At 74.8% G+C, this 20,618-nt stretch carries 17 protein-coding genes and 1 tRNA gene; 3 read left to right on the forward strand and 15 right to left on the reverse strand.

Going from position 1 to position 20,618, the window contains the following annotated elements:
• Positions 1–24: 24 nt before the first annotated feature.
• Positions 25–1,350: a DUF2252 domain-containing protein gene (locus BMW62_RS10185; protein ID WP_244523945.1), complete on the reverse strand. Its 1,326-nt coding sequence runs from the start codon at positions 1,348–1,350 to the stop codon at positions 25–27.
• A 95-nt stretch (positions 1,351–1,445) separates the two neighbouring features.
• Between BMW62_RS10185 and BMW62_RS10190 the strand changes: the two genes are divergently transcribed.
• Both BMW62_RS10190 and BMW62_RS10195 read left to right on the forward strand, forming a co-directional pair.
• Positions 1,446–2,486, forward strand: a complete 1,041-nt coding sequence (locus tag BMW62_RS10190) for an SGNH/GDSL hydrolase family protein (RefSeq protein WP_091930749.1) — start codon at positions 1,446–1,448, stop codon at positions 2,484–2,486.
• Between the two features lie 122 nt (positions 2,487–2,608).
• The gene (locus BMW62_RS10195) at positions 2,609–3,829 is read left to right on the forward strand and encodes an acetyl-CoA C-acetyltransferase (RefSeq protein WP_091930750.1); all 1,221 of its coding nucleotides are present in this window, start codon (positions 2,609–2,611) and stop codon (positions 3,827–3,829) included.
• A gap of 142 nt (positions 3,830–3,971) precedes the next feature.
• On the opposite strand, the gene BMW62_RS10200 is transcribed toward BMW62_RS10195, so the two are convergent.
• A complete protein-coding gene (locus tag BMW62_RS10200; RefSeq protein WP_091930751.1) occupies positions 3,972–4,808 on the reverse strand; it encodes a Bax inhibitor-1/YccA family protein in 837 nt (278 codons plus the stop codon).
• 289 nt (positions 4,809–5,097) lie between these two features.
• On the opposite strand from BMW62_RS10200, the gene BMW62_RS10205 reads away from it, so the two are divergent.
• Complete coding sequence (locus BMW62_RS10205; protein WP_091930806.1) at positions 5,098–6,333, forward strand: MalY/PatB family protein; 1,236 nt, start codon at positions 5,098–5,100, stop codon at positions 6,331–6,333.
• 10 nt (positions 6,334–6,343) lie between these two features.
• Here BMW62_RS10205 and BMW62_RS10210 read toward each other — a convergent pair.
• The 13 genes from BMW62_RS10210 to BMW62_RS10270 all read right to left on the reverse strand — a co-directional run bounded on the left by BMW62_RS10210 (position 6,344) and on the right by BMW62_RS10270 (position 20,542).
• Positions 6,344–6,417: transfer RNA gene (locus BMW62_RS10210), tRNA-Leu, on the reverse strand.
• A gap of 43 nt (positions 6,418–6,460) precedes the next feature.
• Positions 6,461–7,174, reverse strand: coding sequence for a uracil-DNA glycosylase (locus BMW62_RS10215; RefSeq protein WP_244523946.1), 714 nt, complete (start codon positions 7,172–7,174; stop codon positions 6,461–6,463).
• 104 nt (positions 7,175–7,278) lie between these two features.
• Positions 7,279–8,229, reverse strand: a complete 951-nt coding sequence (locus BMW62_RS10220) for a Ppx/GppA phosphatase family protein (RefSeq protein WP_170852316.1) — start codon at positions 8,227–8,229, stop codon at positions 7,279–7,281.
• On the reverse strand, positions 8,226–8,786 hold the full coding sequence (locus tag BMW62_RS10225) for a DUF501 domain-containing protein (protein ID WP_091930753.1): 561 nt from the start codon (positions 8,784–8,786) through the stop codon (positions 8,226–8,228). Before BMW62_RS10225 ends, BMW62_RS10220 begins: the two co-directional genes overlap by 4 nt.
• 1 nt (position 8,787) lies before the next feature.
• Positions 8,788–9,390 (reverse strand): septum formation initiator family protein, encoded by a 603-nt coding sequence (locus BMW62_RS10230; RefSeq protein WP_091930754.1) that lies wholly within the window; start codon positions 9,388–9,390, stop codon positions 8,788–8,790.
• Positions 9,391–9,400: 10 nt separating this feature from the next.
• Positions 9,401–10,678, reverse strand: a complete 1,278-nt coding sequence (gene eno / locus BMW62_RS10235; protein WP_091930755.1) for a phosphopyruvate hydratase — start codon at positions 10,676–10,678, stop codon at positions 9,401–9,403.
• Positions 10,679–10,740: 62 nt separating this feature from the next.
• Positions 10,741–11,901 (reverse strand): mechanosensitive ion channel family protein, encoded by a 1,161-nt coding sequence (locus BMW62_RS10240; protein ID WP_244523947.1) that lies wholly within the window; start codon positions 11,899–11,901, stop codon positions 10,741–10,743.
• Positions 11,902–12,163: 262 nt separating this feature from the next.
• Positions 12,164–13,099, reverse strand: a complete 936-nt coding sequence (locus BMW62_RS10245) for a nucleoside triphosphate pyrophosphohydrolase (protein ID WP_091930757.1) — start codon at positions 13,097–13,099, stop codon at positions 12,164–12,166.
• Positions 13,100–13,130: 31 nt separating this feature from the next.
• Positions 13,131–14,105: a SurA N-terminal domain-containing protein gene (locus BMW62_RS10250; RefSeq protein ID WP_244523954.1), complete on the reverse strand. Its 975-nt coding sequence runs from the start codon at positions 14,103–14,105 to the stop codon at positions 13,131–13,133.
• A gap of 113 nt (positions 14,106–14,218) precedes the next feature.
• Complete coding sequence (gene mfd, locus BMW62_RS10255; RefSeq protein WP_091930759.1) at positions 14,219–17,752, reverse strand: transcription-repair coupling factor; 3,534 nt, start codon at positions 17,750–17,752, stop codon at positions 14,219–14,221.
• A gap of 157 nt (positions 17,753–17,909) precedes the next feature.
• Positions 17,910–18,368 (reverse strand): FAD synthase family protein, encoded by a 459-nt coding sequence (locus BMW62_RS10260; RefSeq protein WP_091930760.1) that lies wholly within the window; start codon positions 18,366–18,368, stop codon positions 17,910–17,912.
• A gap of 135 nt (positions 18,369–18,503) precedes the next feature.
• Positions 18,504–19,100: an arsenate reductase/protein-tyrosine-phosphatase family protein gene (locus BMW62_RS10265; RefSeq protein WP_091930761.1), complete on the reverse strand. Its 597-nt coding sequence runs from the start codon at positions 19,098–19,100 to the stop codon at positions 18,504–18,506.
• Positions 19,097–20,542, reverse strand: a complete 1,446-nt coding sequence (locus tag BMW62_RS10270) for a tyrosine-protein kinase domain-containing protein (RefSeq protein WP_091930762.1) — start codon at positions 20,540–20,542, stop codon at positions 19,097–19,099. Before BMW62_RS10270 ends, BMW62_RS10265 begins: the two co-directional genes overlap by 4 nt.
• Positions 20,543–20,618 lie beyond the last annotated feature (76 nt).

Consider the following 20,618-nt stretch of genomic DNA (forward strand, 5'->3'; position numbering starts at 1 on the left):
TGCCCCCGTCGCCGGGAGCGGGGGTCAGCCGCTCGAGCTGATCCCCGGGATGCGCCCCGCCCGGAAGGCGTTGACGAAGAGCCGGTGGTCCTCCTGCGTCCGGTGCGCGTAGTCGTGCGCGAACGCGACCAGGTCGGCGACGAACTCCTCGTCGCGGCCGGAGAGCAGCGCGGTGATCGCATCCTCGGTCTGGAACGGGACGAGGGTGTGGTCGCTGTCGGCGTCGCCCACGCAGTGCAGCTTCGCCGTCGCCCGCCCGAGCTGCTCCAGCACCGGCCGGATGTCGGCGGGCTCGGTGAGGTCCTCCCACTCGAGGTCGAGCTCGTAGGGCGAGAGCTCGGCGACGACGAAGCCGGTGCCGCGGATCTCGGTGTGACCCAGGAACTGGGAGGCGTGCGACTGCAGCGCGCGCCGGCTCACCGCCGTCCGGTGACCCTCGTGCTCGAAGTACGCGCGGATCCCCGGATCGGTGACGACGCGGCTCGGGGCCGGCACGTTGCCCTGCTTCACCGACAGGACGACGTCATTCTCCAGGGCCTGGTCGTAGCCCTCGAGCAGCACGTTGTAGGCCGGCAGCCCGGCGCTGCCGATGCCGAAGCCACCCGTGCCGATGAGGTCCTTGACGTCGTAGGCGACCTCCCGCCGCCACGGCCGGGGCGGCAGCGTCGACTTGTACCGCTCCAGCGCCGCGAGCACCTCCGCGTGCTCGGCGTCGTCCAGCCGGCGGTTGCGCGGGGACTCGGCGAAGCGGCGCTCGTCGTCCTCCACCACGGTCATCCGCTGCAGCAGGCCCAGCCGGGTGCGGCCGGCCGTCCGGCGGATGAGGTCGTGCACCGCGCCGTGGGTGTTGCCGGCCAGCAGCGCGTACTCGCGGTCGGCGTCCGAGCGGGTGAAGGCCGCCACCTGGTCGAGCCAGGCGTGCAGGTAGACGGCGAGCAGCTCGCTGATCACCTCGTCGGAGAGGGCCTTGCGCCAGGCCATGAGGGCGAAGCTGGCGACGAAGCGGCGCAGGTCCCAGCTGACGTGCCCGAGGTAGGCCTCGTCGAAGTCGTTGACGTCGAAGACGATGCGGCCGTTGGCGTCCATGTAGGTGCCGAAGTTCTCGGCGTGCAGATCACCGTGGATCCACACCCGGGACGTCTGCTCGTCGCACCAGCGGTCCTCGGTCGTCGCCATGTCCGCGTAGAACAGGGGGGCACTGCCCCGGTAGAAGGCGAACGGGTCGGCGGCCATCTTGCGGAACTTCGTGCGGAAGGCCAGGGCGTCGGCGTCCATGAGGTCGCCGAAGGCCTCGACCAGGACGTCGACGATCTGCCGCGTCCGCTCGTCGGGGTCCGGGAACGGGGTCACACCAGGGAGGGATGGGGGCACAGGTTGCACCGTAGGGGGCCGATAACGTCGGTGGTGCCCCGACGACGCAGGCACCGACCAGGGACGGAGGGACCATGATCCGCACGGACACGGCCCGACGACTGGCCACCGGTGCCGCCTACGGCGGCGGCGGGGTCGGTCTCGCCGGAGCCGCCCTGGTCGCCCTCCTCCGCGAGGAGGCGCGGTCGGCCCGCCGCAGGGTGGAGGCCCGCTCGACCAAGCAGGACCCGCCGTCGGGCGACGGCGTCTACGGCCGGGGCGGCGGCACGCCCATCGTGCTGACCGTCCTGGGCGACTCGAGCGCCGTCGGGCTGGGCGCGCACCGCGCCGCCGAGACCCCGGGCGTGCTCGTCGCCGCCGGGCTGGCCGAGCTCGCCGAGCGCCCGGTCCGGCTGGTGCGCCTGGCCCGGTCCGGCGCCCGCGCCGCCGACCTCGAGGAGCAGGTCGACCGCGCGCTGGCCGAGCGGCCCACGGTCGCGGTCATCATGATCGGCGCCAACGACGTCACCGCCCGCACGGCGACGTCGGTCTCGGTCGGCCACCTCACCGACGCCGTCCGCCGGCTCACCGCGGCCGGCTGCGAGGTCGTCGTCGGCACCTGCCCGGACCTCGGCACCATCCGCCCGATCGCCCAGCCGCTGCGCACGCTGGCCCGGCGCTGGAGCCGGCAGATGGCCGCGGCGCAGACGATCGCCGTCGTCGAGGCCGGGGGGCGCACGGTCTCCCTCGGCTCGCTGCTCGGCCCGGCCTTCGCCTCCGACTCCAGCATGTTCAGCGTCGACGAGTTCCACCCGAGCGCCGCCGGCTACGCGGCGGCGGCGGCGGCGCTGCTCCCCTCCGTCGCCGACGCCCTGGGCGTCTGGCCGGCCGCGGCCGACCGCGGCCTGCGCACGCTCCGGCGCGACACCGCCCGTCCCGTCGCGCGCGCGGCGGCCCGCGCCGTCAACCGTCCCGGCACCGAGGTCCAGCCCGCGGAGGTGGCCGGCTCCGAGACCGGCCCGTGGGGCCCGTGGGCGCTGCTGCGCCGGCGCCGGCCGACGGAGATGCCCACGCCCGAGGAGGCCGAGCACGCCGGCGAGACCGGGGGCAGCACGCTCGCCGGGCGCTCGGGGTGACCCCGGCCACACCGGCGTCCTCCTGACCTGCGGCCGGCCACCCGGTCGCGGCGCGGGGGTAGTTTCCGAGGTGACCGACGTCCGGCGAGCTGCGCCCGGACCCACCTCACCGTGGAGGAACCATGCCAGAAGCCGTCATCGTCTCGACCGCGCGCTCGCCGATCGGGCGCGCGTTCAAGGGGTCGCTCAAGGACATGCGGCCCGACGACCTCGCCGCCGCGGTCATCCGGGCCGCGCTCGACAAGGTGCCCGCCCTCGACCCGCGCAACATCGACGACCTGATGCTCGGCTGCGGGCTCCCCGGCGGCGAGCAGGGCCACAACATGGGCCGCGTCGTCAGCGTGCTGCTGGGCATGGACCACCTGCCCGGCACGACCATCACCCGCTACTGCTCATCCTCGCTGCAGACCACCCGCATGGCCCTGCACGCCATCAAGGCCGGCGAGGGCGACGTCTTCATCTCCGCCGGCGTGGAGACCGTCTCCCGGTTCGTGAAGGGCAACAGCGACTCGCTGCCCGACTCGCACAACCCGGTGTTCGCCGACGCCGAGGCCCGCGTCGCCAAGACCGCCGAGAGCGGCGCCGACTCCTGGACCGACCCGCGCGAGAACGGCGACGTCCCCGACGTCTACATCGCCATGGGTCAGACGGCGGAGAACCTGGCGCTGCTCAAGGGCGTCACCCGCCAGGAGATGGACGAGTTCGCCGTCCGCAGCCAGAACCTCGCCGAGGAGTCCATCAACAACGGCTTCTGGGACCGGGAGATCACCCCGATCACCCTCCCCGACGGCACCGTGGTCTCCACGGACGACGGCCCGCGGCCGGGCACCACGCTCGAGGGCATCTCCGGCCTCAAGCCGGTGTTCCGCCCCGACGGCCGGGTCACCGCCGGCAACGCCTGCCCGCTGAACGACGGCGCCTCGGCCGTGGTGGTCATGAGCGACACCAAGGCCCGGAACCTTGGCCTCACCCCGCTGGCGCGCGTGGTCTCCACCGCGGTCACCGGTCTCTCGCCGGAGATCATGGGCTACGGCCCGGTCGACGCCTCGCGGCTCGCTCTGCAGCGGGCCGGCATGACCATCGACGACATCGACCTGGTCGAGATCAACGAGGCCTTCGCCGCGCAGGTCATCCCGAGCTACCGGGACCTCAACATCCCGATCGAGAAGCTGAACGTGCACGGTGGCGCCATCGCCGTCGGACACCCCTTCGGCAGCACCGGCGCCCGCATCACCGGCACGCTGATCAACGGGCTCCAGACCAAGGACAAGACCTTCGGCCTGGAGACCATGTGCGTCGGTGGCGGCATGGGCATGGCGATGGTCCTGGAGCGCCTCTCCTGACGTAGCCCTCCGGACGCCACGACGGCCCGGCCCCCTCACAGGGCCGGGCCGTCGTCGTCCCTGGTGCCACCACCGGCGCGCACGGCAGCGGCCCGGCCCCCTCACGGGGAACCGGGCCACTGTCATGCGGTACCGGTGTGGCTTACTCGTCCTGGAAGTAGGAGAGCAGCCGCAGGATCTCGATGTACAGCCAGACGACCGTGACGAGCAGGCCGAAGGCGACGTACCAGGCGAACTTCGCCGGGGCGCCGCGACGGATGGCCTCGTCGGCCATGTCGAAGTCGAGCAGCAGCATGAACGCCGCGATTCCGATCATCAGCAGGCTGAAGCCGATCGCGACTGCACCGCCCGACCGAAGGCCCAGCGGGTCACCGGTGGTGAAGATGCCGACGATCCAGTTGGTGACCAGCAGCACCAACGCACCGATGAGCGCACCGACCACCCAGCGGGTGAGCTTGGGGGTGACCCGGATGGCACCGGTCTTGTAGATCACGAGCATGCCGGCGAAGACACCGAAGGTGCCGATCACCGCCTGCATCACGATGCCGGGGTAGAGGTCGTTGAACGCCTCGCTGATCGCACCCAGCGCGACGCCGTAGAGGCCGCCGTAGGCGAGGGTCGCGACCGGGTTGGCGATCTGCTTGAACGCGATCACCAGGCCGAGCACGAAGGCGACCAGGACCGACGGCAGGGCCAGGCCCCACGCCAGCTCCTGAGGCAGGAGTGCCCAGGTGACCGCCGCGGAGGCGACGGTGACCAGGAAGGACAGACCCGTCTTCTGGACGACGTCGTCCATCGTCATGTAGCGCGTGGCCTCGCTCGTCCCGTACGGGGACGGCGCGGCGTACGGGTCCTGCTGGGGCGCGGGGGCCCCGTACTGGGGGGCGCCGTACTGGGACTGGTTGCCCCAACCGGCGTACTGCTGGCCGGGGCCCGCGTTGCCGAACCCACGGCTGAACGCCGGGTTCCTACTGGCCATCGTCATCTCCTCGAGGTGACTCGTCGGTCGTGGAGCCTGATCGCGCACTCCACTCGGTCAGGTCAACGCCCGACACGCCCACAGCGTTCCACAGCCGGCCGCAATCCGGCTCACCCCCGTGGGTGCGGGTCGGATCCGTTGTCGCCGGGGAGCCACCCGCGCCGTCTCCCGCGCCGGCGATGAGCGCTCGCCGAGCGGACCGCGCGGGGCCTGCCCGATGCTGTCCTGGCCGCGGCCGACCGCTTCCCAGCAGCACCGGCCGGCCGACCGCCCCGATCGGAGCCTCCCCATGACCGCCGACGCGCCAGGCCCCGCCGTCGAGGGGCGGCCGCCCAACCCCTTCCTGCAGGTGACCCTGGACGAGCTGCGCCGCAGGACGAGCACCAAGTGGCGCACCTACCCGCCCGACGTGCTGCCGCTGTGGGTAGCGGAGATGGACGTCCTGCTGGCACCCGCCGTCCGGGAGGCGCTGCACCGCGCGGTCGAGACGGGCGACACCGGCTACCCCGCGGGTCAGGAGTACCCGGAGGCGGTGGCCGCCTTCGCGGCCGACCGGTGGGGCTGGACCGGCGTCGACCCGGCCCGCACGGCGCTCGTGCCCGACGTGATGACCGGCATCGTGGAGGTGCTCCGCCTCCTCACCGGCCCCGGCGACGTCGTGGTGGTGACCCCGCCGGTGTACGCGCCCTTCTACGCCTTCCTCGAGCACGCGGACCGCGCGGTGGCGGAAGCGCCGCTGGACGCGTCCGGCCGCCTGGACCTGCAGGCGCTGGAAGCCGCCTTCGCCGGGGCCCGCGCCCGTTGTGCCCATCCGGCCTTCCTGCTCTGCAACCCGCACAACCCCACCGGCGCCGTGCACACCCGCGCGGAGCTGGAGGCCGTCGCCGCGCTCGCCCGGCGGCACGGCGTGCGGGTCGTCTCCGACGAGATCCACGCACCGCTCGTCCTCCCCGGCGTCCGCTTCGTGCCCTACCTGAGCGTCGCCGACGACGGCTTCGCGCTGGTGTCGGCGTCGAAGGCGTGGAACCTCGCCGGCCTCAAGGCGGCCGTTGTGGTCGCCGGGCCGGAGGCGGCCGGGGACCTGGCCCGCCTGCCCGAGGAGGTCGGCCACGGGCCCAGCCACCTCGGCGTCCTCGCGCACACCGCGGCCTTCCGCGACGGGGGCGGCTGGCTGGACGCCCTGCTCGCCGCCCTGGACGAGAACCGGCGGCTGCTGCAGCAACTCGTGGCCGAGCACCTGCCGACGGCGGCGCTGCGCGCACCGGAGGGGACCTACCTGGGCTGGCTGGACTGCCGCCCGCTGGGCCTCCCGCCGGAAGCGCCCAGCAGCGGCCTCGCCGTCGTGAGCGACCTCGACGGGCCGGCCCGGTTCTTCCTCGACCACGCGCGGGTGGCCCTGAGCTCGGGCCACGTCTTCGGCACCGGGGGCGCCGGGCACGTGCGCATCAACCTCGCCACCTCGCCCGCCGTGCTGACCGAGGCGCTGACGCGCATGGGCCGGGCGGCCACGGCCCGGACCGGGTAGGCCGGCGTCGTGCCCCCGGTCGGGTTCGAACCGACACTGGGACCCTTTTAAGGGGCCTGCCTCTGCCAGTTGGGCTACGGGGGCGCGGGAGGCACGGTAGCGGGCCGGGTACCTCACGGCCCGCTGATCAGCTCGACGCCAGCTCGGTCGCCCGGGCCAGGACGGCGTCCAGCATCGGCTCGGTGAGCTTGCCGGTGAAGGTGTTCTGCTGGCTGACGTGGTAGCTGCCCAGCAGGGCCAGCGGGCCGCGGGGGCCGGTCAGCGGCACCTCGACGCCGTGCCCGAACACCGGCCGCGGGCGGGGCAGCGCGTATCCCGCGGCGGCGAGCACCGGCCACAGCGCCGTCCAGCCGAAGCCGCCCAGCACCACGACCACCCGCAGCCGCGGCAGCAGCTCCAGCTCGCGGGCCAGCCAGGGCGAGCAGGTGTCCCGCTCCTCGGGCGTGGGGGCGTTGGCCGGCGGGGCGCAGCGCACCGCGGCGGCCACCCGCACGTCGGTGAGTTCCAGCCCGTCGCCGACGTGCGTGGACGTCGGCTGGCTGGCCAGGCCCGCGCGCCACAGCGCGGCGAAGATCCAGTCGCCGCTGCGGTCGCCGGTGAACACCCGGCCGGTGCGGTTGCCCCCGTGCGCGGCGGGGGCGAGGCCGACGACGGCGATCCGCGCGTCGGCCGGGCCGAGCCCCGGTACCGGCCGGCCCCAGTACTCCTCGTCGCGGAACGAGGCGCGCTTGACGCGGGCCACCTCCTCCCGCCACGCCACCAGCCGCGGGCAGGCGTAGCAGCCGGAGATGCGCTCGTCGAGCACGGGCAGCTCGCGGGCTCCCCGGGCGCTGCGCACCACGCCCGGGGGCGTGCGGGTGACGGGGAACCCGCCGGCATCTAGGGGCATAGGAAGCTATACAGGCGTCCTGGGCGCGAAAACCACACGTAAAGCTTCCTATGCCCCTAAGGGCGCGCCAGGCGCAGGGCGATGCCGTCGAGGATGTCGTGCTCGCTGACGGTGACCTCGGCCAGCCCGAACTCGTCCATGAGCACCCGCAGGATCAGCGCCCCGGCGCCGATCACGTCGACCCGGCCCGGGTGCATGACCGGCTCGGCCGCCCGGCGCTCCCGCGTCGCGGCGAGGAGGTCCGCCGACACCCGGCGGACGTCGGCCACCGGGATGCGCGAGCCGTGGATCGCCACCGAGTCGTAGGCGGGCAACCCCAGCGCGAGCGCCGCCACGGTGGTCACCGACCCGGCCAGCCCGACCAGGCTCGCCGCCTTGCCCACCGGCACGTCGGCGGTCACCTGGGCCAGCGCGGCGCGGATGTCGCGCTCGGTGCGCGCGACCTGCTCGGCGGTGGGCGGGTCGTCGTGCAGGTGCCGCTCGGTGAGCCGCACGCAGCCGATGTCGACCGAGCGGGCCGCGGTCACGCCGTCGCCGTCCCCGAGCACGAACTCGGTGGAGCCGCCGCCGATGTCGACGACCAGCCAGGGGGCGGGCGCCGGCTCCAGCCCGTGGGCGGCGGCCGCGTCCGCGACCGAACCGGTCGCGCCCAGGAAGGAGAGCTCCGCCTCCTCCCGGCCGGTCACGACGTCGGCCGTGCGGCCGAGCGTGCTGCGCACCATGTCCTCGAAGTCGGCGCGGTTGGCCGCGTCCCGGGTGGCGCTGGTGGCGACCATCCGGACGTCGGTGGCACCCAGCTCGCGAGCCTGCGCGGCGTACTCGGCGAGCACCACGCGGGTGCGCTCGATCGCCTCCGGCGCCAGCCGTCCGGTGGCGTCGACCCCCTGGCCGAGCCGCACGACCTCCATCCGCCGCAGCAGGTCGGTGTGCCCGCCCTGCGGCGGGACGTCGGCCACGAGCAGCCGGATGGAGTTCGTGCCGCAGTCGATGGCGGCCACCCGCGTCACGCGTCGTCCCCGGGTAGGGCGCAGGGCCCCTTCGCCCACCACTCCCCCATCCCGGCGACGGCACGGTCGCCGATCGGGTTGACGCCGGGGCCGGCGGCCAGCGCGTGACCCGCGAGCGCGTGCAGGCACTTGACCCGGTCGGGCATGCCGCCGGCGGTCGCGCGCGTGGGCAGCACGTCCTTCGCGTCGCGCGCGGCGAGGTAGGCCTCGTGCGCGGCCCGGTAGCCGGCCGCGAGCTCGGGGTCGGTGCCGAGCTCCTCCTGCCAGTCCCGCATCCGGCCCGTGGACTCCAGCCGGCTCGCGGCGGCCGAGGCCCGCGGGCAGGTCAGGTAGTACAGGGTCGGGAACGGGGTGCCGTCCTCCAGCCGCGGCGAGGTCTCGACGACGTCCGGCTGGCCGCAGGGGCACCGGTGCGCGACGCCGACCAGCGCCCGTGGCGGGCGGCCGAGCTGCCGGGCGACGACCTCCCGGTCCTCCTCGCTGACGGGGCTGGAGCGGCCCGGCTGCGGGGGCCCGGGGCGAGCGTGCGAGGTCTGGGGGGCAGCGGGGTCCTTCATCTCACTCCGCCGTCCCCTCGTCGTCCTGCGCGCCGTCCCCGCCGTCGGCCTCGGCCACCGACCGCATCAGCCCCTCGTACCAGGGCAGCGGCCCCGGGTCCGCGGCCGCTGCCGCCGCCGCGAACGTGCCGGCGTCGCCCTCGACGGCCTCGCCGTCGACGACGAGGACCAGCCGGTCACCGGGCAGCACGTAGGACAGCCGCTCCCGCGCCTGCCGCTGGGCGTAGACGGGGTCGGACTGCAGCTCCAGCTGCCCCTGCAGCGCGGTGACCCGTTCGTCGAGCTGCCGGCCCTCGGCGGCGAGCCGGGCGAGCTCGGCCTGGCCGGCCAGGTACTGCCGGATCGGCCCGGCCAGGGTGAGCGCGAGCAGCAGCACGAGGCCGACGAGCACCACGGCGCGGCCGGTGAACAACGGGCGGCGCCGCGGCGCGGCCGCGGTGGACGGACGGCGTTCCGGGCGGCGGTTGGGCCGCCGCTGCGCGGGCCGGCTGGGCGCCCCCGAGCGCAACCCGGTGCGGACCGGCCGCGAGTGGTGCACGCGCGGCACCCGGCCGGTCGCGCGCCGCCCCTCGTTCCCGCCCCGCCGGCCGCGGACGCTGCTCATCGCCCCCCGCTCAGCCGTTCAGCCGCGGGAAGGCCGAGGCGCCGGCGTAGCGGGCGGCGTCGTCGAGCTCCTCCTCGATGCGCAGCAGCTGGTTGTACTTGGCCACCCGCTCGCTGCGCGCCGGGGCACCGGTCTTGATCTGCCCGCAGTCGGTGGCGACGGCGAGGTCGGCGATCGTGGTGTCCTCGGTCTCGCCCGAGCGGTGGCTCATCATGCAGCGGTAACCGCTGCGGTGTGCCAGGTTGACCGCGTCGAGGGTCTCGGTGAGCGTGCCGATCTGGTTCACCTTGACCAGCAGGGCGTTGGCGGCCCCGCGCGCGATGCCGTCGGCCAGGCGGGTGGGGTTGGTGACGAACAGGTCGTCGCCGACGAGCTGCACGCGGTCGCCGAGCGCGGCGGTCAGCGCGATCCAGCCGTCCCAGTCCTCCTCGTCGAGCGGGTCCTCGATGGAGACGACCGGGTAGGCGTCGACCAGGCCCCGGTAGTAGTCGATCAGGTACTCCGCCGAGCGGCTCTGACCTTCGAAGTCGTAGCCCCCGTCGGTGTGGAACTCGGTGGCGGCGACGTCGAGCGCGAAGGCGATGTCGGTGCCGACGGTGTAGCCGGCCTTGTCGACGGCCTCGGCGATGAGGTCCAGCGCGTCGCGGTTGCTCGGCAGATCGGGCGCGAAGCCGCCCTCGTCGCCCAGGCCGGTGGAGAGGCCGCGGCCCTTCAGCACCGCCTTGAGCGCGTGGTAGGTCTCGGTGCCCATGGCCAGCGCCTCGGCGAAGGTGGCCGCCCCGATGGGGGCGATCATGAACTCCTGCACGTCGACGTTGCTGTCGGCGTGGGCGCCGCCGTTGAGGATGTTCATCATCGGCACGGGCAGCAGGTGCGCCGAGGGGCCGCCGACGTAGCGGAACAGCGGCAGGCCGGTGGAGTCCGCGGCGGCCCGCGCGACGGCGAGGCTCACGCCGAGGATCGCGTTGGCGCCCAGGCGTGACTTGTCCGGGGTGCCGTCGAGGTCGAGCAGGCGCTGGTCGACCAGCCGCTGCTCGCTGGCCTCGTAGCCGACCAGCTCGGGGCCGATGACGTCGAGGACGCCGTCGACGGCCTTGGTCACGCCCTTCCCGCCGTAACGGTCACCGCCGTCCCGCAGCTCGACCGCCTCGAAGGCTCCCGTGGAGGCGCCGCTGGGCACCGCGGCCCGGGCGATCGTCCCGTCGTCGAGGGCGACCTCGACCTCCACGGTGGGGTTTCCGCGCGAGTCCAGGATCTCCCGCGCGCCTACGGCATCGATGCTCGGCACGGGGGCAGCCTAACCAGCCGGAAGGGCCGGTGCGGCGCTCACCCGGCCGCGCCCCGCCCGGATCAGGGCGCGGGCGGGGCCGGCCTCTGCTCCGCGGTCCCCCCGTCGGCGGCCGCCCGGTCGTTGCGGGCGCGCTCGGCCTGGTCCTCCTCGCTCGGCCCGGTGAACGCCTGCGAGCGCCGGCGCGCCTCGAGGCTGCCGGTGAACAGCCCCTCGTTGGAGGCCGGCCCCCGGTCGGCCGGCCGGGCCGGGCGGGGTGCGGTGCGCGGGTCGGGAGCGGGGCGCGGTCCGCGCCGACCGGCGGTCTCGTAGCCGGGCGCCCCCTCGTTGCGGACGCGGGGCAGGGCGTGCGGCGCCTCCCGTTGCAGCCAGCCGACCAGCCCCTCGCGGACGGCGCAGCGCAGGTCCCACAGCGTCCCCGCGTCCTGGGCGCTGACCAGCACCCGCACCCGCACGAGCGAGCCGACGGCGTCGGTGACCTGCAGGACCTTGACCCGCTCGTCCCAGTTCTCGTCCCCGGCGACGAGGCGGTCGAGCTCCTCGCGCATCCGGTCGAACGGCGTCGTCCAGTCGACGTCGAGCTCGACCGCGCCGAGGACGGCGGACTCCTTGCGGGTCCAGTTCTCGAACGGCGTGGTGGTGAAGTAGGTCGAGGGGAGCACCAGGCGCCGGTCGTCCCAGAGGTGCACGACGACGTAGGTGAGGGTGATCTCCTCGATCCGCCCCCACTCCTCCTCCACGACGACCACGTCGTCGACGCGGATGGCGTCGGTGAACGCCAGCTGCAGGCCGGCGAAGACGTTGGCCAGCGAGGTCTGCGCGGCCAGGCCGGCGACGATGGAGATGACGCCCGCGCTGGCCAGGATGCTGGCGCCGGCGGCGCGGGCACCGGGGAAGGTCAGCAGCATCGCGGCGAGGGTGAGCACGGCGACGAGGACGACGGCCAGCCGGCGCAGCAGCGAGATCTGGGTGCGCACCCGCCGGGCGTGCCGGTTGTCCGCGACGTCGACGTCGTACCGGGCCAGCCAGGCGTCGGCCGCGACGAAGACGGCCACCGCGACCAGCCAGCCGATGGTCGCGATCACCGCCAGGGCCAGCACGTGGACGACGACCTCCGTCCAGTCCCCCAGGTCGTCGGCGGCCTCCAGCACGACGGTCAGCGCCACCAGCACCAGCAGCGCGCGCAGCGGGGTGCGGCCCCGGCGGGAGAGGTCGGCGGTCACGGGCGAGCCACGGCCCACCCGGCGGACCACGACGCCGATGAGGACGCCGAGCAGCCAGGCCGCCAGGGCCGCGCCGGCGAGGACGAGGGCGACCTGCCAGGGCTCCGACGGGATCAGCCCGGAGACGCCTTCGACGGCCTCGTCGGGCCCGACCGGGTCGGTCGCGGGGGCGGACAGCGTGGCGGGCAGCGGACCGGCTCCTCTCGGGGATCAGCGCAGGTGGAGCGGGACTGCCCACGCTAGCCAGCCGGGGCGCCGCCCGTCAGGCGGAGGTCCCCCGGTCGGGGCGGTCCGCCGCGGCGGCGTCCAGCTCCCCGGCGTAGCGGCGCACCGCCTCGCGCAGCGCGTCCTCCACGTCCCACCCGCGCGCCTCGGCGGCGGCGACGACGGCCAGCAACCGCTCGCCGAGCGCCTCGGGGCTCGCGTCGGCCAGCTCGGCCGGCTCGGGGCTGGGGAACCCCGCCCGCCCGGCCCGGCGCACCAGGGCCGCGCCCCACGAGGCAGCCGGCTGCGAGCGGGAGACCCCCTCGGTGGGCGAGCGGCGCTGCTTCTCGGCCTTCTTGATCTCCTCCCAGCCCGCCTCGACCTGCGCGACGTCACGCGGCCCCGCGTTCCCGAACACGTGCGGGTGGCGGCGGACCAGCTTGTCCACCAGGTCGCCGGCGACGTCGTCGACGTCGAAGCGCCGCCCGTCCCCCGCCTCGGCGGCGACGCGGGCGTGGAACACCACCTGCAGCAGGACGTCGCCCAGCTCCTCGCGCATCGCGACCGGGTCGTCGTCGACGATCGCGTCGTAGGCCTCGTGCGCCTCCTCCAGCAGGTAGCCGCGCAGCGAGGCGTGGGTCTGCTCGGCGTCCCAGGGGCACCCGCCGGGCGAGCGCAGCCGGTCCATGACCGCGACGACGTCGAGCAGCCGCGCACCGGGCGGCGCCGGCGCTCCGACCACCGCCGGCACCCCGGGGAAGGCGGCCGCCTCGTCCGGCGACGCCAGGCAGACGACGTCGTCCGCGCGGGCGGTCGCGGCCGCGGCGCCGGGCAGCTCCTCGACCGCGACGCCGGCGGCCCGCAGCATCGCCGCCTCCGCCCCGGCACCCGGCAGCGCGACGACCACCCGGGGTCCGGTCACCGCCGTCCAGCCGTCCGCGCCCAGGAGCGCGGGGAGCCGGGGGTCGACGGTGACGACGAGGGCGACGGGCACTCGCCCAGTCTCCGGGAGCCGGCGCCGGCGGCTACTCGGCGGGGGTGGTCTCGTCCCCGAGGATGTCGACGACGCCGACGCGGGCCGGCAGCAGCCGCCCGTCCTCGTACACGCCGTAACGCGGGTTGACCGTGACGTCGAGGCCGGCCCGCACCTCCTCGAGCAACGGCTGGGCCGCCGCCTCCACCTGCTCGCCGGCCTCCTCGACCAGCCGCGGCCGGAGCTCCTCGAACGAGGGGTAGGCCGTCCCGGCGCGGAAGGCGACGACGATCCCGCCGGCCTGGGGCACCGGCACCGCGACCGCCGTCCCCGGCGCCGCGGCGGCGAGCGGACCGGCCAGCGCGCTCGGCAGCTCCCCGGGTGCCCGCCGGTCGAGCTCGGGCAGCGTGAACTGGCCGGGGAACCGCGCGGCCACCGCGGGGTAGCTCGCGGGGTCGGCCGCGAGCTCCGCGATCACCGCGTCGGCGGTGGCCTGGTCGGGCACCGTGACGTAGCCGTACTCGACCTGGCCCAGCTCCTCGCGGACCTCCTCGTACCGGGCCCGCAGCGCGGCCTCGTCCACCGGCTCCGCCCCGCCCTCGGCGGTGGCGATCTCCTGGCGCACCAGCTGCTGGCGCACGCTCTCGCGGATGTCGGCCGGGGCGATGCCCTGCTGGGCGAGCCGGTCGTACACCGCCTCGGGGTCGTCCGCGCCCAGCAGCTCCTCGATCCGGCGGGTCACCTCGGCGTCGGTGACCTGCACGTCGTAGCGCTGCGCAGCCGCCTCGTGCACCTCGGCCTCGACGAGCAAGCCGAGCACCTGGGCGGTGAGGTCCTCCTCGCGCCCCTCGACGGCGGCGGCGATCTCGGCGTCCGCGAGCCGGTCGTCGACCTGCGCCTGCAGTTCGTCGACGGTGATCCGCTCGTCACCCACGTAGGCGGCGACGTCCGGCGCGGACCGGCACCCGGCCAGGGCGAGGACGGCCAGGAGCGCGGCGGTGCTGGCACGAGCGGTCCGGTGCTGCATCACGCGGCGAGACTGCCACACCGGATGTGCAGAAGGACCCCGCTGCCCCCACGCCTCGCACGCTCGGCGCGGGCCCCCTGCAGCGGGGCCGGCAGCAGGCCGCCCCGGTCGGGCTACGCGGCGACGGGCTGCTCCAGGACGGCGCGCAGCACCGCGTGCAGGTTCTCCAGCAGGGCGACGTCCCGCAGCGGGGTGCGCCGGTCGGGGCCGACCGGCACCTTGAGCGAGATGGTCCGCACCGCCGCCTTGTAGGAGGCGCCGTCGGCCAGCCGGGCGAGCCGCATCTGCTTGGACTCCGGCAGGTCGACCGGGCCGACCCGGATGGTGCGGCCCTGCAGGGACACCTCGGTGACGCCCAGCGCCCGCATCGCCACCCGGAACCGGGCGACGGCGAGCAGGTTGAGCACCGGCGCGGGCGCGGCCCCGTAGCGGTCGGTGAGCTCGTCGAGCACGGCCTGCGCCTGCTCCTCGTCCTGGATGGAGGCGACCTTGCGGTAGGCCTCCATGCGCAGCCGCTCGCCGGGCACGTAGTCGTGCGGCAGGTGCGCGTCCACCGGCAGGTCCACCCGCACCTCCACCGGCTCGGCGGGCGCCTCCTCGCCGGTGACCTGCGCCCGGTAGTCGGCCACGGCCTCGCCGACCAGCCGCACGTACAGGTCGAAGCCGACGCCGGCGATGTGCCCGGACTGCTCGCCGCCCAGCAGGTTGCCCGAGCCGCGGATCTCCAGATCCTTCATCGCCACCGCCATGCCGGCGCCGAGGTCGGTGTTGTTGGCGATGGTGGTCAACCGGTCGACCGAGGTCTCGGTGAGCGTGCGCGTCGGGTCGTAGGTGAAGTACGCGTAGGCCCGCTCCCGCCCACGGCCGACCCGGCCCCGGATCTGGTGCAGCTGCGAGAGGCCGAAGGTGTCGGCGCGGTCGACGATGAGGGTGTTGGCGTTCGGGATGTCCAGGCCGGACTCGACGATCGTCGTCGCGACCAGGACGTCGTACTCCTTCTCCCAGAAGCCGACCATGATCCGCTCGAGCTCGTGCTCCTTCATCTGGCCGTGCCCGACGGCGATCCGTGCCTCGGGCACCAGGTGGCGGATCTTCGCCGCGGCCTTGTCGATCGACTGCACCCGGTTGTGGATGACGAACACCTGGCCGTCGCGCAGCAGCTCCCGGCGGATCGCCGCGGCCATCTGCTTGTCGTTCCATGCGCCCACGTAGGTCAGGACCGGGTGCCGCTCCTCGGGCGGGGTGAGGATCGTCGACATCTCGCGGATGCCGGTGAGGCTCATCTCCAGGGTGCGCGGGATCGGGGTGGCCGACATCGAGAGGACGTCGACCGCCGTCCGCATCGTCTTCAGGTACTCCTTGTGCTCGACGCCGAAGCGCTGCTCCTCGTCGACGATGACCAGGCCCAGGTCCTTCCACCGCGTCGTCGGCTGCAGCAGCCGGTGGGTGCCGACCAGCACGTCGATCTTCCCGTCGGCCAGCTCGGCCAGGATCTGCCGGCTCTCGGCGTCGGACTGGAACCGCGAGAGCACCCGCACCGTCACCGGGAACTGCGCGACCCGCTCGGAGAAGGTCTTGACGTGCTGGTTGGCCAGCAGCGTCGTCGGCACCAGGACGGCGACCTGCTTGCCGTCCTGCACCGCCTTGAACGCGGCCCGGATCGCGATCTCGGTCTTCCCGTAGCCGACGTCGCCGCAGATGATCCGGTCCATCGGCACCGTCTGCTGCATGTCGGCCTTGACCTCGTCGATCGCGGCGAGCTGGTCGGGGGTCTCCTGGAACGGGAAGGCGTCCTCCAGCTCGCGCTGCCAGACGGTGTCGGGCCCGAAGGCGTGGCCCTGGGTGGCCATCCGCGCCGAGTACAGCCGGATCAGCTCACCGGCGATCTGCTTGACCGCCTTGCGGGCCTGGCTCTTGGTCTTCTGCCAGTCGGCACCGCCCAGCTTCGACAGCGCCGGCGACTCCCCGCCGACGTACCGGGTGAGCTGGTCGAGGGCGTCGGTGGGCACGAACAGCCGGTCCGGCGGCTGGTTCCGCCGCGACGGCGCGTACTCGACGATCAGGTAGTCGCGCTGCCCGCCGTTGACGGTGCGGCTGATCATCTCGATGTAGCGCCCCACACCGTGCTGCTCGTGCACCACCAGGTCGCCCGGCTGCAGCTGCACCAGGTCGACGGCGTTGCGCCGGCGGGCGGGCATCTTCACCGCGTCGCGCATCGTCGTCCCGCGCTGGCCGGTCAGGTCGTGCTCGGTGACCAGCGCCAGCCCGACGCCCGGGAAGGCGAACCCCGCCTCGAGGTTGCCCTGGGTGACGTGGGTCAGCCCGGCGTCGGGGGCGGTGGCGACGTCGGGCACCAGCCGGACGCCGAGCTCGGCCTCGGTGAGCTGGTCGGCGGCCCGCTGGGCGGGGCCGGGGCCGGCGAACGTGACGACGACCCGCCACCCGTCGCGGTGCCATCCCCGCATCCGCTCGACGGCGGCGCCCTGGTCGCCGTGGAACCGTTCGACCGGAGTCGCGTCGAGGGTCACCTGCCCCTCGTCGTCCTCCGCCTGGAGCGTGAACGCCCCGGTGGTCCACCAGGGCAGGCCGCGGTCGCGGGTCGCGGCCTCGACGTCGGCGAGGTCGCGGAACGACGACGCCCCGAGGTCGAGCGGGGCCTCCCCCGCCTCCGCGGCGGTCGCCCACGAGGCGGCGAGGAACTCCGCCGCGGTGCGCACCAGGTCCGCGGCGCGGCTGCGCACCCGCTCGGGATCGCAGACCAGCACGTGCGTGCCGGCCGGCAGCAGCTCGGTGAGCAGCTGCAGCTGCCCGGGCACCAGCACCGGGGTCAGCGACTCCATGCCCTCGACGGCGATGCCCTCGGCCAGCTTGCCGAGGATCTCCAGCAGGCCCGGGTGCTCCACGGCGAGCGCCGCGGCGCGGGCCCGCACCTCCTCGGTGAGCAGCAGCTCGCGGCAGGGCGGGGCCCACAGCCGCTCGGGCCGCTCGTCCAGCGAGCGCTGGTCGGCGGCGGAGAAGTAGCGGAGCTCGTCGACCTCGTCGCCCCAGAACTCCACGCGCACCGGGTGCGGCTCGGTCGGCGGGAAGACGTCGAGCAGCCCGCCGCGGACGGCGAACTCACCCCGCTTCTCGACCAGCTCCACACGGGTGTAGGCGGCGTCGGAGAGCGCCTGGGCGATGTCGTCCAGCTCGGCGGAGTCCCCGGGCTTCAGCTCCACGGGCACCAGGTCACCCAGCCCCGGCGCCAGCGGCTGCAGGACGCTCCGGACCGGCGCGACCAGCACGTCGATCGCGCCGTTGGCGCCCGGGTGGGTGAGGTCGCGCAGGATCGCGAGCCGCCGGCCGACGGTGTCCGCCCGGGGGCTGAGCCGCTCGTGCGGCAGCGTCTCCCAGGCGGGGAAGGTCTCCACCCGGCGGTCGGGCAGGAAGCAGCGGAGCAGGTCCGCCGCCGCGTCGGCGTCGCGCTCCCCCGCCGTCACCAGGAGGACGGGCACTCCTGCGCCGCCACGCGCGGCGAGCGCCGCAGCCACCAGCGGCTGCGCCGGCGGCGGTGCGGTGACGGCCAGTTCGGCGTTCCCGGCGGCGGCCACGACGCGGGCCATGCCGGGGTCGGTGAGGACGACGTCGAGCACGCCGCGCAGAGTCACGCTGTTCTCTCTCCTGGGATGCGGGGCCGCACCGCTGCCGCCGAGTGCGGCACGGGGCCCGGACCCAGTGTAAGGACCCTGGTGCCCCCCACGACTCGCTTCGCTCGCCGCGGGCCCCTGCACCGGGGCCACGGTCAGGCGACCGCGAACGACCTCCTCAGGAGGTGCGGGCGCGGGCCACGCGGCCCACCGGCTGCTGCGCGTCGATGGCGGCCAGCGCCTTGCGCAGCAGCGTGCTCGAGGTGTGCATGGTGTACGGGAAGTAGTGCACCCGGACGCCGACCTCGGCGAAGTCGCGCTCGAGCTTCTCGCCCCTGGGGGTGCCCCGCCAGTCGTCGCCCTTGAACAGGACGTCGAACCCGACCTCGCGCCAGGTGTCGATCTTCTCGGGGACGACCTCGGCGTGCACCGCGTCGACGAACCGCAGGTTGCGCACGATCTCCATCCGCTCGGCCAGCGGGATCACCGGCGCGCGCCCCTTGCCCAGCACCAGCATCTCGTCGGACACCACGCCCGCGATCAGCCGGTCGCAGTGCTGCGCCGCGTGCTTGAGGATGTTGAGGTGCCCGACGTGGAACAGGTCGTAGGCCCCCGGCGCATAGCCGATCACCGTCATGCGATCCCCCCGTGGATGTCGTGTCGTGAGCGACGCTAACGGAGATCGGTGACTCTCAGTGACAACGGCGGCGGACGTCACCCGAAGGGGCGAGGCGCCGCGCAGGGCACCGTGCCCCGAACAGCGACTTCTCCGTCACCCACGGTGAACAGCCGGTGTGTCGAGTGCCAGGCCGGCGATGCCGGCCACCGCCCGTCGCACATCCCCCGCCGTCCGCGCGTAGGCCATCGCGCCGTGGCCGTGGGCATCATCGATGTCGTCGTGGACGCCGGCTGCCCGACGGGCTCGGAACCGGGGCGCGGCCGCGGCCAGCGCGTCCAGCCGCCACCCCGGGGACCGGGCCTCGGCCGGACCGGGCTCCCCGGCGGCCAGGGCCGCGAGTTCGGCGAACTCCCGCAGCGTGAAGGTCCGCCGCACGCAGGCCGGAGCGAGGTTCACCGCAGCGGCCCGCTGGGCCCGCGTCATGGTCAGGACGAGATCCGCGCGCCGGAGGAGCTCGGGCCCGACCTGCCGGACCGTGGAGTCCGGGACCGGGACGCCTGCCACCGCGGCCATCGTCGTGCAGGCCCGGTCGCCTGCTCGCACCCGGAGACCCGCGCTGGTGACGTGCACGTCGGCGCCAGGGCCCAGCTCCGCTCGGAGGAGACCCTCGGCGAGCGGTGACCGGCAGACGTTGGCCGCGCAGAGGATGAGGATGCGGAAGTCCCGACCGGCCCCGGCTCCGCCCGTCACCTCCGCGACGCGGGGCGGTCGGCGGCCTCGGCGGACCGAGCGGCCGGCAGCGGGGCGGGCGCGGTCGGTACCGGTCGATCAGTCCCCGCCACGACGTCGGCCGCGTAGCCGTAGACCTCGGCCTCGCGACGGACCTGGTTGAGCACCACGCCCAGGACCGTGGCCTGCACCTGCGCCAGCGAGTGCAGCGACTGGGACAGCTGCGCCCGGCGGACCCGGGTGACGTCGGCCAGGACGACGAGGCCGTCAACCGAGCGGGACAGCACGGCAGCGTCCGACACCGGCAGCACGGGCGCGGTGTCCAGGACGACGTGGTCGTAGTCGTCCCGCAGCCGCTCGAGCAACCGGCGCATGACCGGCGATCCCAGCAACCCGCTGGGATTGGGGGGAACGGGCCCCGAGGGGAGCACGTGCAGCCCGGCCGTCCCCCACTCCTGCACCAGGTCGGCCACGGATGCCCGGCCGAGCAGGGCCGTCGTCAGACCGGCGGCCGCCTCCAGGCCGAGCCTGTCCGCGATGGTCGGACGACGCAGGTCGGCGTCGACCAGGAGCACCCGGGTACCGGTCTCGGCGAGCGCAGCGGCCAGTTCCACCGCGACGGTGGACTTGCCCTCACCCGATCGCGACGAGGTGACCGCCACGATCCGTGCACCCGCGCGCTCCTCGTCCTGCATACCGAGGAACTGCAAGTTCGTCCGGAACTGCCGGACCGCCTCGGCTACCACCCCGTGCGGGTCAGCGTCCACGGCAGGGTGCGCCGTCGACCCGGACGGCCGCGTGGGGATGCTGCCGACGACCGGGAGCCCGGTCAGCTGCGCGACCACCGCGGCGTCGCGCACGCGGGTGTCGAGGCGGTCGCGGGCGAGGGCCAGGCCGCAGCCGAGGAGCAGTCCGGCCAGCACACCGACGGCCAGGTTCAACGAGGTCCGCGGCGACACGGGTGCGCCCGGCACGCCGGCCGGCGCGACCGTCGTGGCGCGGACGGCGGGGGAACCGTCCTCGCCCGCCGGGGAGAGACCCTCGACGGCCAGCTCCAGCTCGGCGGCCACGGCATTGGCGATGGCGGCGGCGCGGGCGGGCGAGGGGTCGGTCGCCGAGATCTGGACCACGACCGTCTCCGGCACCACCGACGCGGACACCTGAGCGGCCAGGGACCGTGAACCGGCGGCCACGTCGGGGGCCTCGCCGGCCGGGCCCAGCACCGTGGGCGTCTCGGCCAGGAGCGCGAACGACGCGACCTGGCTCTGCAGGTAGTTGGACCCCTGGGCCAGGTCACCGGCCGAATCCCCGTACTCGAGGGTGAAGAAGAGCCTGGCCTCGGCCGTGTAGAGGCGGGTGGCGGTCAAGGAGCCGACCCCGGCGACGGCCACCGCGAGGACGACCCCGGCGACGAGCCAGGACGATCTCCGTCGGATCAGCCCGAGGAAGACGGACAGGCTCAATGGTTCTCCTCTGGGCGCGGAACTGTGACGGGGGCCGTCCCGGAGGACGCTACCCAGTGACGAGCCGCTCGCCGAC

Source organism: Blastococcus sp. DSM 46786 (assembly GCF_900109665.1).
GTDB classification, from domain to species: domain Bacteria; phylum Actinomycetota; class Actinomycetes; order Mycobacteriales; family Geodermatophilaceae; genus Blastococcus; species Blastococcus carthaginiensis.

Bases quoted from the DNA above. Each gene is read 5' to 3' on its own strand.
- BMW62_RS10230 (WP_091930754.1), bottom strand. From the start codon at position 9,390: ATGAGCAGCGTCCGCGGCCGGCGGGGCGGGAACGAGGGGCGGCGCGCG.
- BMW62_RS10260 (WP_091930760.1), bottom strand. From the start codon at position 18,368: ATGACGGTGATCGGCTATGCGCCGGGGGCCTACGACCTGTTCCACGTC.
- BMW62_RS10190 (WP_091930749.1), top strand. From the start codon at position 1,446: ATGATCCGCACGGACACGGCCCGACGACTGGCCACCGGTGCCGCCTAC.
- BMW62_RS10205 (WP_091930806.1), top strand. From the start codon at position 5,098: ATGACCGCCGACGCGCCAGGCCCCGCCGTCGAGGGGCGGCCGCCCAAC.
- BMW62_RS10195 (WP_091930750.1), top strand. From the start codon at position 2,609: ATGCCAGAAGCCGTCATCGTCTCGACCGCGCGCTCGCCGATCGGGCGC.
- BMW62_RS10250 (WP_244523954.1), bottom strand. From the start codon at position 14,105: ATGCAGCACCGGACCGCTCGTGCCAGCACCGCCGCGCTCCTGGCCGTC.
- BMW62_RS10200 (WP_091930751.1), bottom strand. From the start codon at position 4,808: ATGGCCAGTAGGAACCCGGCGTTCAGCCGTGGGTTCGGCAACGCGGGC.
- BMW62_RS10225 (WP_091930753.1), bottom strand. From the start codon at position 8,786: ATGAAGGACCCCGCTGCCCCCCAGACCTCGCACGCTCGCCCCGGGCCC.